The 12777-nt window shown below is 67.6% G+C and carries 12 protein-coding genes; 9 read left to right on the top strand and 3 right to left on the bottom strand.

Features of this window, described 5'->3' with window-relative positions; translation table 11 throughout:
- Positions 1-6: 6 nt before the first annotated feature.
- On the bottom strand, positions 7-282 hold the full coding sequence (locus ABC138_RS02250) for a hypothetical protein (RefSeq protein WP_345912626.1): 276 nt from the start codon (positions 280-282) through the stop codon (positions 7-9).
- A gap of 603 nt (positions 283-885) precedes the next feature.
- Here ABC138_RS02250 and ABC138_RS02245 point away from each other — a divergent pair.
- Both ABC138_RS02245 and ABC138_RS02240 read left to right on the top strand, forming a co-directional pair.
- The gene (locus ABC138_RS02245; protein WP_345912625.1) at positions 886-1875 is read left to right on the top strand and encodes a DNA adenine methylase; all 990 of its coding nucleotides are present in this window, start codon (positions 886-888) and stop codon (positions 1873-1875) included.
- A complete protein-coding gene (locus tag ABC138_RS02240; protein ID WP_345912623.1) occupies positions 1872-2711 on the top strand; it encodes a hypothetical protein in 840 nt (279 codons plus the stop codon). The genes ABC138_RS02245 and ABC138_RS02240 overlap by 4 nt, the downstream gene beginning before the upstream one ends.
- Before the next feature lie 318 nt (positions 2712-3029).
- Here the strand turns inward: ABC138_RS02240 and ABC138_RS02235 are convergent, their stop codons facing one another.
- Both ABC138_RS02235 and ABC138_RS02230 read right to left on the bottom strand, forming a co-directional pair.
- The gene (locus ABC138_RS02235) at positions 3030-5597 is read right to left on the bottom strand and encodes an AAA family ATPase (RefSeq protein WP_345912622.1); all 2568 of its coding nucleotides are present in this window, start codon (positions 5595-5597) and stop codon (positions 3030-3032) included.
- Positions 5584-5859 carry a hypothetical protein gene (locus tag ABC138_RS02230; RefSeq protein ID WP_345912621.1) on the bottom strand — a complete coding sequence of 92 codons (276 nt, stop codon included), beginning with the start codon at positions 5857-5859 and terminating at the stop codon, positions 5584-5586. Before ABC138_RS02230 ends, ABC138_RS02235 begins: the two co-directional genes overlap by 14 nt.
- An 835-nt stretch (positions 5860-6694) precedes the next feature.
- Between ABC138_RS02230 and ABC138_RS02225 the strand changes: the two genes are divergently transcribed.
- From ABC138_RS02225 to ABC138_RS02195, 7 genes are all read left to right on the top strand, one after another.
- Complete coding sequence (locus ABC138_RS02225; RefSeq protein ID WP_345912620.1) at positions 6695-7459, top strand: hypothetical protein; 765 nt, start codon at positions 6695-6697, stop codon at positions 7457-7459.
- On the top strand, positions 7456-7971 hold the full coding sequence (locus tag ABC138_RS02220; protein ID WP_345912619.1) for a phage holin family protein: 516 nt from the start codon (positions 7456-7458) through the stop codon (positions 7969-7971). Before ABC138_RS02225 ends, ABC138_RS02220 begins: the two co-directional genes overlap by 4 nt.
- A complete protein-coding gene (locus ABC138_RS02215; protein ID WP_345912618.1) occupies positions 7968-8561 on the top strand; it encodes a DUF3618 domain-containing protein in 594 nt (197 codons plus the stop codon). The genes ABC138_RS02220 and ABC138_RS02215 overlap by 4 nt, the downstream gene beginning before the upstream one ends.
- Before the next feature lie 147 nt (positions 8562-8708).
- Positions 8709-9836, top strand: a complete 1128-nt coding sequence (locus tag ABC138_RS02210) for a glycosyltransferase family 1 protein (protein ID WP_345912617.1) — start codon at positions 8709-8711, stop codon at positions 9834-9836.
- Positions 9833-10918 carry a glycosyltransferase family 4 protein gene (locus ABC138_RS02205; protein ID WP_345912616.1) on the top strand — a complete coding sequence of 362 codons (1086 nt, stop codon included), beginning with the start codon at positions 9833-9835 and terminating at the stop codon, positions 10916-10918. The genes ABC138_RS02210 and ABC138_RS02205 overlap by 4 nt, the downstream gene beginning before the upstream one ends.
- The gene (locus tag ABC138_RS02200) at positions 10915-11919 is read left to right on the top strand and encodes a glycosyltransferase (protein ID WP_345912615.1); all 1005 of its coding nucleotides are present in this window, start codon (positions 10915-10917) and stop codon (positions 11917-11919) included. The genes ABC138_RS02205 and ABC138_RS02200 overlap by 4 nt, the downstream gene beginning before the upstream one ends.
- A complete protein-coding gene (locus tag ABC138_RS02195; protein WP_345912614.1) occupies positions 11916-12719 on the top strand; it encodes a galactosyltransferase-related protein in 804 nt (267 codons plus the stop codon). Before ABC138_RS02200 ends, ABC138_RS02195 begins: the two co-directional genes overlap by 4 nt.
- Positions 12720-12777: the final 58 nt, after the last annotated feature.

Here is a 12777-nt window from a genome sequence, read left to right as displayed (position 1 = left end):
CCCACCTCAGAAGTTGAAGATGGCCGAAACCATGTCGCGGCCCGTTGAGGTGCCGACGAGGCCGGCCAGACCGACGATGAGGAACACGATCAGCACGCCACCGAGCGTCGAGAGCAGGTCACGGACGCCGGACTTCTTCGTGCCGAAGGCGAAGAGGGCCACGAGGCCCACCGCGATGATGCCGATGCCCAAGAGCCCGAAGAGCTCGTCCTTGAGGCCACCGGTGTTGACGATGTCCGCCGGCATCGCGGCCGGCAGGGAGGAAAAGTTGAAACCCATCACGTTGAGCACCCCTTGCTGATTGGTTGTCGGGACGATCGCCCAACAACAACGGTACGCAGCGCACAGTGCACTACGCATCTTTCGGAAGCATGAACCGGCGGCGCGATCCGAGCCATCAGGTCCTAGCGGCTTCCCGAGCGACACGACCAGCACAACAGACGCGGCTCAACTGTGGGCCCGGTTATCCACAGGCGATACACGCCGCCCCAACATGAACCAAGCGAGAAATGAGGCATGCGGGCAGCCCGTCCCAACCTTCGCGGCGTCACCTACGGCGCAGTCGTTGTTTAGGGCGCGGATGCCGCGGCTCGCGGGGGCGACAGCGGGGCTTCGCGTACCTGATCCCACCGACGACCATGCTTGCGCTTCACGTGTCAGCCGTCTCGGTCGTGAGGTCGCGCGCCCCTTCGGGGCGTCCCCGCCAAGCCTGCTCGACGCCATCGGTCAATCTGGCTCTCGCGCAAGGAGGGACACTTCGAGCGAGGCAACGTGCCTCGCCAGCGCCCAAGGCCTACGGTAGCCACTATGGCCGTGGGACGAGCGATCGAAGCAACTTCAACTCAGGTACTCGAGCGAGCGCAGTCCTTCCCTCGGCTGCGGTACATGGGTTCCAAGTACCGCCTCCTTCCGCACCTTGAGCGCGTGTTCGCCGATCTGGGCGGGGCGACCGCCGTCGATGCGTTCTCCGGCTCGGGCGTCGTGTCGTACCTGCTCAAGGCCCAAGGCTTCCGAGTCACCAGCAATGACTTTTTGAACTTCCCGAGTGTCATCTCGCGAGCCACCGTGCAGAACTCCTCCGTACGACTCGATGAGGACACCGTTGAAGCCATCCTCGGCCCGCCCGCCGATGACCGCGACTTCATCCAGTCCACATTCGATGGCCTCTATTTCACAGCTGAGGACCGCCAATTCCTTGACTCTGCCTGGTCGCACATCGACCGGTTGACGGGGTACAAGAAGGACCTCGCACTGTCGGCCCTGGTTCTCTCGGCGGCACGCAAGCAACCTAGAGGCGTATTCACTTTCACTGACTCGACACGGTACGCCGACGGCAGGCGCGACCTGCAGTTGTCACTTCGCGAGCATTTCCGCGAACGCGTGGCTGACTACAACGCCACAGTTTTCAGCAATAGGGCCCGCAGCAAGTCAGTGCGAGGCGAAGTGTTCGACATCGAAGACCGCGAGCCGGACATCGCCTACCTGGACCCGCCGTACGCTCCGCCGCGCGACGACAACGACTACATCAAGCGCTATCACTTCCTTGAAGGGCTAAGCGTGTACTGGCGTGGCGTCACGATCATGGAAGAGACCAAGACCAAGAAGCTCGAGAAGCGATACACGCCGTTCGCTTACAAGCGGACCATTGAAGATGCCTTGCTGAGAACGTTTGAGCACTTCGAAGGTGCGGGCGCGATTGTGTTGTCGTACTCGTCTAACGCGATCCCCGACGCGGCCCGAATTGTCGACCTTCTCGGCAAAGTCAAGACATCTGTCGAGGTTGTCTCGATTGACCACAAGTACCATTTCGGAACTCATGCGGCCGCCACGCGGCGCGATGTGAGCGAGTACCTGTTCATTGGACGTGACGGATGAGCGGCGCCGTCACGTTTGATGAGTACCTAGGGACCCTTGGTCGGCTTACCGCTCATATCGACCCGACTGCGTCGACTCCCGAGGCGGAGGAAATCAAGGACGCAGCGGAACAACTTACTCTGCTCCCTGCAGTGGACCTAGCGAGCCTCGCCGCTTGGGCAAAGGCGAATCCGACAAGGGTTCCGGTACTCGGGCTGGTAGTTGGTCTCGGCCAAGAGAAACTCAAGAACGCTCTCCGCGATGAGTTCGACACCTCAGGCTGGGTCACGCTCGCGAGGGAACGAGCTGTCGACCTGGTGACCTGGCTCGACAAAGACTTTGACCTCCTGCGCATGCTCACTACGCAACAGACCCGCAGGTACGACTTTGGCGACGTTCTTGTCGCTCGGGCGGGTAGCCGAGTGACGGCCACCCAAGCAGGACAATCGGGGCGAAAGGTCGAGGATGAGATCGAAGCCATAGCCGTCGACCTCAATCTGCCGTACGAGACTCGGACGCGGTTCACAGGACGGAGCGGACGCACTGCACCGTGCGACCTTGTGGTGCCAGATTCGGGTAATGCTCAGATCGTTGTCGCGGCCAAGGGCTTTGACTCAACGGGTAGCAAACTCACAGATGCCGTGCGTGAGATCGAAGAAATGGCCGAGATTCGGCTCCCTCGCCAGTTCGTCATCGCAGTTATCGACGGCATCGGCTGGAAGTCGCGCAAGTCGGACCTCCGCAAGATCCACTCGCTCTGGGAATCTCAACAAATCGACGGCATGTACACGCTCGCAACCCTCGATCGATTTAGGGACGACCTAGAAGACGCTGCCAGGCTACGCGGGCTGGTCTAGTCACTAGGCGCCGGACTTTGTCGGCTCTTCAGAGTTGAGTGTGGGCGCGCCGGTGGTGAGGGGTAACTGAGTGTAGACGTCGAGGTCCTCGATGATGAGCGGACTTTTACCTCTGCTCGCCCAAGGACCTCGACGATGCCCCACCCTAGTTGCGTCTGCCCTGACGCGCCCGATCGCTGCGACCGATGCGATGTTCTCCTTGATTTCCCCGCCTCCACCTGGGTGCGGTGACGCAGGCTCCAGCGTGCCTGGTGCTCGAAGAGGAGTCCTGCGATCCGGTCACGGGCTGCCCCGGCTGCGGAGTCATCGCGACTGGTACTACTTGCGCAAACCACCCGGCCAGTGGCGCACGTGATCCTTCTGAAGTCGCTTGATGTCGCCGAGAATCACCTTGAGGGTCGTCGAGGCTGGAACCTCATTGTCATGGGCGCTGGGGTTCAGGCTCGTCCTCCAGAGGTTCCAGCGACCTCGTTCGTCCTGGCCAAGGGCAAATCCGAGCACCTCCGGGATCAATTCGCTAAGGACCTTGTCGCCGACCTCGGACACCCTCGTGACGGTCCCGGCTTGGGTTCGGCCTGTCGCAATAATCTGCTTCGCCAGCCTCTCCGCTGCGCGGCGCAGCGCGTTCGAAGCGTTGCGCCTGCCATCGACAGTCAGGCTCGCGATCGCGTCCTGTGCCTCAAGTACGCATCGCCCGAAAACGTCGGTCTCATTCGTGACGGCCGTACCTTCAGCCATGTCTGACAGTGTCAACTCATAGTGCTCGGCACCGCGATGGCCTTGGACTTCGACAATGTTGACGGCCAACTTCGGGTCATGCGTGCACACGATGACCTGAACTCCTCCATCCAGGAGAGCCCCCAAGGTGTTCAAGGTGAACGTCACTCGGTGCTCGGGGTCGTACCCCGGCAATGGATCGTCGAGGACCACCACCGGACTGTTGAGCAGGCGCTGCCGCGCGAGGAAGGCCGCTAGACCCAAGGCGTTGAGCTGACTGTCGCTGAAGACTCCAACCGCATCGCGGACCTGTGGCTGGGCCTCCTCAGAGACCGCAAGCTCAGCGGTAAGGTTCACATACCGGCGGCCTGACGCGCGACGGCCAACCCCGCCGAAACGCACTAATTCGTCCGGGCGCAAGGTGGCCCACCACCGATCAATCTCAGCACCCATGTTGTCAAAGCGCTCGTCAAGAAGACTCTTTTCGGCCTTTTGGAGCAACCGACCAAGCGCCTCTACCCGCAGTCTTGTGCGGTCGCGTTGTCGTGAGAGCGTCAGCTCGTGATGCAGTTCTTCACGGTGCTCCAGTAGGTCGAGGACCTCGCGGACGCCATGTGTCAGCGTCGCCAACTGCAGCTTCTCACCCATTTCCTCGTGTAGCCGACCGACAACGTCCATCAGGCCGCCGATCTCGTCGCGGAAGACGCCAATACCTTCGTTGAACTGATCAAGCAACCCCGACAACTCATCCTGAATCGCAGCGCGCTCGTTGACCTTTCGGATCAGTTCTTCGGTAGCGGTCTTGACCTGTTCATGAATCCCTTCGAGCCTTTGGACCTGGTGGCGAGCTCGAGAGATTGCGCCTTGCGCCGATTCACCGGAGTTGAGGCTCGGCCAGTCAGTCGGCCTGGAACCAAGGAGATCGTCACGATGCGCCGCGACCTCTGCCCACGTTCGGTCGTCCCAGTCCTGCGCCGAAGGCAAAACGGTCCACAGCGCCTGGATGGCGCCCTCGACGCTGGTCAACACGGAGCGCAACTCACTCATGACAGCTGACGCGGCGATCTGCATGTCCGCCGAAGAAGCCAACTGCTCGCGAATTCGCTGAATGCGGTCGGGCCCGAGGCTCCCTTGTTCGCAGACGGGGCAAGTTGTGGCCTCAGTCAGAGCACCCAGATGGGGGTGTCTCAGTACTGCCTCAAAGACTGGCGCGAGACGCGCCGCCTCCGCCTCGACACCCCGCAACCGCTCCATGTAGGCAGCGATGTTTCCTACGAAACTAGAACCGTCTAGGCGAGGGGGCAAGTTGGAGATCGTCGGGGTCAGCGCCACTAGGGGAAAGACACGTTCCTCCGCCCGCTGCTTTGCGGCGCGCAACTCCGTAATCACCTCTTCTGCGGTTCGGCCCGTAGCGGCAGGACTGAGAGCCATCGCCACTGACACAAGACCTGCCGTCACCGACGGCAGATCGGTGGCAGCCTCCACGCTGTCAGCGGCCGCGCTGGCGGCGGAGTTTGCTCGCGTGGCGTTCTGCAGGACAGCGAGCGTGGAAACCCATGGCAACGGAGGAATCCCAGCAACACGAGCCTTGGCACGTTCAACGGCTTGCCGCACCTGGTCAAGGTCCGTCAACTCAAGCAACGCACGAAAGTACGAGGCCCTCTGTTGCGGCGCCGTAGACAACACGTACCGGAGGTTGTGCTGGAGAAGGACCGGCGCCGCTAGTGGCGGCTCGCCCAAAGGGATCCCCAGTACATCGAGATCCTCGGCTCGCTGAGAGTCCACGCTGATCGTACTCTCGCAATCAGACGAACCCGTGTAGTCCGCTGTCAAAGTACGTCGGACTGTGCGCTCCACACCGTCGCTGCACCGAACGTCCGCCTCCACCCAGACGTCGGAGTCACCATGCGGCAAATGAACGTTGGTGAGCATCCGTTCGTATTCAGCCTTTGCTGCACCGAGGAGAACTCGCCTGCTGCTGAGCCCGGTGAAGAGGAACTCCAGCGCCTCGGCAGTCGCCGTCTTCCCCTGGCTGTTGTCGCCCTTGATCACCGTGATGGGCGAACCAAGCTCGATCTCTCGAATCTCGGTCCCATAGGAGCGAAACCCTCGAATCCGCAGGCGCAGGATCCGAGGGACTGTAGGGGCGACTGGCTCACTCACTGTCATCGGGCACCTTCAACCAACGGTCCACCAATGCATCGATGTTGGCGTTGACCTCGCCTGGAGTGCTTGCCTTTGCCAACTGCTCTACGAACTCGTGAGCATCAGGCGCAACATCCTTGGCCGGCAACTTGGCGCACAAGTCACCCAAATTCGGTATCAAGTCACTCATCTGGCTCCTCCCCGTCCCTGCTAGCTCGATGATGGCAGATGCCGGATCTATCTCGATGATGGCAGGTGCCGGATCTATCTCGGTCAGCTGCGCCACGCAGCCTGTTGACTTCCCGTCCCCCGCGTGTGATGACTTTCCCTACTGACTCAAGGCGGGCCTCCGGCCCGCGCGCACGCCTCCGGCGCGCGCTCCGGTAGGGACCCCCGCGCTCCGGGCTCGTTCCTCGCCCTACGCGCACCCCACCTACGCACGCTTGTCGGCGGCGCGGGTGGGGTGCGACTCTCGTCCGATCCATCTCCCCGGCGGGCGACGATCCGACCTCTTCGAGAACCCGTCAAGGCCCAGCTCGGTTGCATGGTCCAGGTATGTCCTCCCGAACATGCGGTGGGCGGCATCGCGAAGAAGGGGCCTTGACCGAACCTCTACGAGCTCTTCTCTGCTCCGCTATCGGGGCGATGGACCTCCGCGGTTTCTGGTACCCCCGTGGTACCCCCTCGGCGCACAACGGGGCGTAGAACTCAGGGAACGCACCGACTGCACCGCCCGCAACCGGGCCGACCGGAGCACCCTTCGTGCTCGTAATGAGAAGGTCGTCGGTTCGATTCCGACAGGCGGCTCCACGCAAGGCCCCCGAGAAATCGGGGGTCTTCGTCATTCCCGGCCCCGGTGCCGTCATGACCGCTCTCCCGCCGCGTCCGAGTTGGTACCCCCGTGGTCCCCTCCGCGCTGTGGTTCCCCGCGGCGTCCTTCTTCCGTGGCCGTCGCGGTTTCATTCACGACCCTGCGGGTAGCCATGAGGGACCACCAAGCACGACCAACTTCTGGAGGTTGCCATGGGCACCATCACGATGCTGCTGGCCGGCACTGCCGGCCACGTCCTCGTAGGTGACCTGCGCTTCGCGGCGCCTCCACGTCCTGCAAGGAGAGCCGCATGACTGAGATCCCACCGCCCCCGCCGCTGGACCCCACGCGCCGGCCCGAGCCGCCGCAGCCGGCCTTCCCCTCCCACGGCTTCGACGAGCCGGACCGCACGCGCGACGTCGCCAAGGACGAGGCCGCCACGGTCGCCTCCGATGCGAAGGACAGCGCCCAGCAGGTCGCCAGCACCACCAAGGAACAGGCGGCCGAGGTCACCCAGGAAGCCAGGACCCAGGCCCGCGCCCTCTACGACCAGACCAAGGGCGAGATCGGTCAGCAGGCCACCGACCAGCAGGCACGGGCCGCGAGCGGCCTGTCGACGCTGGGCGACGAGCTGAGCACCATGGCCGAACGCTCCGACGGCGGAATGGCGGCCGACCTGGCCAGGCAAGCAGCCGACCGGGCCCACACCGCGTCGCAGTGGCTCGAGCAGCGCGAGCCCGGTGACGTGCTTGCCGAGCTCACGAGCTTTGCCCGCCGTCGCCCGGGCGCTTTCCTAGCAGGCGCTGCAGCCCTCGGGTTCCTCGGCGGACGCCTCGTCCGTGGTCTCGCTGACGATGCCCGGGACGACTCCGGCGACGACGGCGTGCCCGCTCCCCCTTCGCCCGGCACCGCTCCCACCGGCGCCGTGCCGCTCGCGACCGTCCCGGTCAGCGCTGTCCCCGTGGCCGACCCCGGCCTGGTGGAGCCCACCGTCGGGATCGGCGAGGTGCCCGGCACGGCCGTGCCCGGCGCCCCCGGCGGCTCCGCGCTCCCCCCGCCGCAGGAGGGCCGATGACAACCAGTCACGGCGCGGGCAACGGCGAAGAGGCGTTGACCGGCCGCCCCCGCGAGTACGCGCACGTCTCGGACGCGGTGCCCGAGCCAGAACCGCTCCACGGGGCGCACGAGACCTACGCGAAGGGCGAGGTCGGGTCGATCGGCCAGCTCGTGGGCGACATCGCAGGCGACATGTCGGTGCTCATCCGTCAGGAGGTCGCCCTGGCCAAGGCCGAGGCACAGCAGTCCGCGAGCCAGGCGGGCAAGGGCGCAGGGCTCCTCGGTGGCGCTGGGCTGGCGGCTTGGTTCGCCCTGTTGTTCCTCTCGATCGCGCTGTGGTGGGCCCTGGGCTCATGGATGGACAACCGCGGCTGGGCGGCCGTCATCGTCGCCATCATCTGGGGCATCCTCGCCGCGATCCTCGCGGTCAGCGGGCGCGCCCAGCTCAAGCACGTCAAAGGATTGCCGCGCACGGTCGAGACCGCCAAGAAGGTCCCGGACGCGCTCAAGGGAAACGAGGATCACGCATGACCAGCAACGACCCCGACCAGATCCGAGCTGAGATCGAGCGGACCCGGTCCGACCTCAGCACCAACGTCGACGCCCTGGGCGAGGCGGTCACCCCCGGCAACATCGCCCGCCGTCAGGCCGACAAGGTCAAGGGCGGCATGACCGGCTTGAAGGACAAGGTCATGGGGGTGGACGACCCGCCATCGCCGACCCTCGCGGAGCGCGGGAGCGACCGGGCCGACGAGGCGCGCCGCCAGCTCAAGAGCAAGACCAGGGGCAATCCCATGGCCGCAGGGCTCATGGCCTTGGGAGCCGGGTGGCTGCTCGGCTCGCTGCTGCCGGCCTCCGAGAAGGAGAAGCAGGCCGCAGTCACCGCCAAGGAGAAGGCCGCGCCGATCCTCGACGAGGCGAAGTCCATGGCCCAGGAAGGCGCCGAGCACCTCAAGGAGCCGGCTCAGGAGGCGGCCCAGTCGCTCAAGGAATCGGCGCAGGACGCTGCCGAGACCGTCAAGGCCCAGGGCCAGCAGCAAGCCGACAAGGTGAGCACGAGCGCCGCCGAGTCACGCGACGCAGTGCAGCAGCACCAACAGCGACCGGACACCAACGTCTGAGCGATCTGACGAGCCGTCAGGTCACCACGGGCCGCGCACCAACAGGTGCGCGGCTCGTGGTGTGAAACCACTCAGTCGGGGGTAGAGACGCTCTCGGGGAGGAGCTGCGAGCACGCAGGTCGTCTCCCCTGCGCCGAGAGGAGACGGATGACCGAGCGATCGCCAGTGCAGGCGGGTGCCGTCGACACGGGCGAGGACGGGCCGATCACGGTCGCCTCCGTCCCCGCCTCGCACGTCTACGTCCGGCACATCGCCGCGCTCGACGGGGAGCCGACCCACGTCCAGCGCTTGGCGGACCCGGACCCGGACGCCCCCGGCCGCTCCACCATCGAGAAGTGGTGGCCACCGGTGATGCTGGACCCGGCGTGGCTGGCTGAGGCGGAGTACGACCTGCTGCACGTCCAGTTCGGCTTCGACGCGCGGGACCCCGAGGAGCTGCGCGAGGCGATGTCCGTCGTACGGGGGCGGGGCGCCCCCTTCGTCTACACGGCCCACGACCTGCGCAACCCGCACCACCCCGACAGCACCACCCACGGGCGCCAGCTCGACGTGCTCATGGAGTACGCGGACGCCGTCATCACCCTCACCCCCGGCGCCGCCGACGAGATCCGTCGCCGGTGGGACCGGGAGGCGATCGTCCTGCCGCACCCGCACGTCGTCGACTTCGCGACCATGGACGAGCACCGCACCCGCAGGATGCAGCTGGGGTCGCGGGAGGAGTTCCGTGTCGGCCTCCACATCAAGAGCCTGCGGGCCAACATGGACCCGATGGCGATCCTGCCGGTCCTCGAGGAGACCGTCGCCGGGCTGCCCGGCGGGGTGCTGCAGGTCAACGGGCACCGGGACGTGCTCGACCCGGACGGCAACCGCCGCGACGCGGTGCTCGCCGCCCACCTCACCGAGGCCGCGGACCGAGGACTGCTCGAGCTGCGCGTGCACGACTACTTCGACGACGACGCCCTGTGGGCCTACCTCGGCTCGCTCGACGTCTCGGTGCTGCCGTACCGCTTCGGCACCCACTCGGGGTGGCTCGAGGCCTGTCGCGATCTGGGGACAGCGGTCGCGGCGCCCACCTGCGGGTACTACGCCGAGCAGGGGCCGGTGCTGTCGTACGAGATGGACGAGGACGGCTTCGACCCCGAGACCCTGGCGCGGGCCATCACCCGCGCCCACGAGCAGGGGCCCGTCGCGGCGCTCACCGTCGACGAGCGCCGCGGCCAGCGCACCGAGATCGCCGCGGCCCACGAGTCCCTCTACCGGCGGTTGCTCCGATGAGCAGCCCGCGCCGGGGACTGCGCATCTGCCTCATCGCCTCCAGCCGGTTCCCCGTCCGGGAGCCCTTCGCCGGAGGCCTCGAGGCGCACACCCACGGGCTGGCGAAGGAACTGCGACGTCGGGGACACCGGGTGACCCTCTTCGCCCGGTCCGGGTCCGACCCGGACCTGGACGTCCATGAGCTGCCGCTGGCCCTCTACGCCCCCGACGAGACGGCCCGCAAGGACGTCGCCGCCCCGCCGGAGATCTGGATGGAGGAGCACCACGCCTACCTCGGACTGATGCTGGACCTGATGCGCAGCGGGCGGAGCACCTACGACCTCGTGCACAACAACAGCCTCCACCACCTGCCGGTCGCCATGTCGTCCGCGCTCCAGATCCCCGTCGTCACCACCCTCCACACGCCGCCGCTCCCCTGGCTGACCTCCGCCGCGCAGTTCGCGGGGCCAAACTGCCACTTCGTCTCCGTCAGCACGGCCACGGCGAGGGCCTGGGCGGACGTCGTGCCGAGCGCCGCGGTCCCCAACGGGGTCGACCTCGACCAGTGGACGCCCGGGCCGGGCGGCGGGCCCGCGATCTGGTCGGGACGCATCGTCCCGGAGAAGGCCCCGCACCAGGCGATCCTCGCGGCGCGCAGGGCCGGAATGCCGCTGCGGCTGGCCGGTGAGGTGCTCGACAACGGCTACTTCGCGCGCGAGGTCGAACCGCTCCTCGGCGACGACGTCGAGTACGTGGGTCACGTGTCGCACCGCGAGCTCGTCGGGCTCGTCGGGCAGGCTCGGGTCGCTCTCGTGACGCCGGCCTGGGACGAACCCTTCGGTCTCGTCGCCGCCGAGGCCATGGCGTGCGGCACGCCCGTCGCGGCCTTCTCCCGCGGCGCCCTCACCGAGCTCGTCACGCCCGAGACCGGTGCGCTTGCCGACGCAGGCGACGTCCCCGGCCTGTCGGAGGCCATCAGGACCGCGGTGGTGCTGGACCGGCACGCGGTCCGGCGCGCGGCGGAGACCCGCTTCTCCCACCGGGCCATGGTCGACGGTTACGAGGACGTCTACCGCGACGCCCTGGAGGCGGCCGGCGCGTGATCGGCTACTACGTGCACCACCAGGGCTCGGGGCACCTCCACCGGGCCCAGTCCGTCGCCGCGGCGTGGGGCGAAGAAATCACCGGACTGTCGACCCTGCCTCGGCCCCCGGGGTGGCCCGGCGAGTGGGTCCAGCTCGCGGACGACGCACCCACGGACGGAGCTGAGGGGTGCACCGACGTGACCGCCGACGACCACCTGCACTGGGTCCCCGTCGGGCACCGCGGCCTGTCGGAGAGGATGTCGCAGCTGTCGTCCTGGCTGGACGCAGAGCGCCCGAGCCTCGTCGTCAGCGATCACTCCGTCGAGGTCACCCTGCTCGCCCGGCTGCACGGCGTCCGCGTCGTCGGCGTCGTCCTGCCCGGCGCGCGGTCCGACCGTGCGCACCTGCTCGGATACGGGGTGTGCGACGCGCTCGTCGCGATGTGGCCCGAGTCGGCCGGCATGTCGACCGGTCTCCCGTCGGAGCTGCACTCGCGCCTGCGCTGCCTCGGCGGGCTCTCCCGGTTCGCCCCCGTGTCGCCGCCGACGCCCCCGGCGGGCGAGCCGGTGCGGCCACACGTCGTCGTCCTGTGGGGTCGCGGCGGTGACGGCCCGCCCGCGCGGGACCTGGCGGCGGCACGCGAGCACACACCCGGGTGGACCTGGACGGTGCTCGGCGGTCAGGACTGGGTCGACTCCCCCTTCGCCGTCCTGCGCTCCGCCGACGTCGTGCTGACGCACGCGGGGCAGAACGCCGTCGCCGAGACCGCCGCCGCGCGCCGACCGGCCATCGTCCTCCCGCAGCCGCGGCCCTTCGACGAGCAGGAGGCGATGGGGCACGCCCTGCGGGACGAGCAGTGGCCCGCCCTCGTGCTCGCGTCCCTGCCCACCGACCCCACGCTCTGGGCGGGTCTGCTCGAGCGAGCCTGCGCCCTCGACGGCGAGCAGTGGCGCGGCTGGTGCGACGGCGACGCGGCCGAGCGCTTCGCCCGCGTCCTGCGCGAGGTCGACGCGGCATGACCGTCGCGACGATCACCATCGTGCACGGTCGCCGGCGCCATCTGGCCAACCAGGCGCAGACGCTGGCACGGGGCACCCGCCGGCCGGACCACCGCGTGGTCGTCGCCATGGACGACCCGGACCTCGAGGTGCCCGACGCGCGAGTGCTCCACCTGCGCACCGGTTCGCCCGAGCTACCGCTCGCCGCCGCCCGCAACCTCGGGGCGCAGGAGGCGCGCGAGCTCGGGGCCGGGGTCCTGGTCTTCCTCGACGTCGACTGCCTCGCGGGAGCGGACCTCGTGGAGGCGTACACCGCGGCAGTGACCGACGAGCCGGACGTCGTGTGGTCGGGACCGGTGACCTACCTGCCTCCGCCTCCCCCGGGCGGGTACGACCTCACCGCCCTCGAAGGGGCGGACGCGCCCCACCCCGGTCGTCCGGCACCCGAGCCCGGCGAACGGCTCCCCAACCCCCGTCCCGAGCTCTTCTGGTCCTTGTCCTTCGCGCTCGCGCAGGACACCTGGTCACGCATCGGCGGGTTCTGCGAGGAGTACACGGGCTACGGAGGGGAGGACACCGACTTCGGACGACTCGTGCTCGAGCGCGGCGCACGCCACGGCTGGGTCGGCGGTGCGCGGGCCTACCACCAGCACCACGAGGTCGAGTCCCCGCCCGTGCGTCACCTGGACGCCATCCTGCGCAACGCCGCGGTCTTCCACGAGCGGTGGGGCGAGTGGCCGATGACCACCTGGCTGCACCAGTTCGCGGACCTGGGCCTCGTCGAGTGGCGCGACGGCCGGTGGCAGCGCGCCCGCGGCTAGGGGCGCGGGTGCCGACCCGCGCGGCCGGTGGGGACCGGTAGCGTCGCCGATGACGCCC

The organism is Janibacter sp. LM (genome assembly GCF_039631275.1).
Classification (GTDB): domain Bacteria; phylum Actinomycetota; class Actinomycetes; order Actinomycetales; family Dermatophilaceae; genus Janibacter; species Janibacter terrae.
The sequence above is the reverse complement of the archived record's forward strand: the minus strand, read 5'-3'. Positions and strand labels throughout refer to the sequence as shown.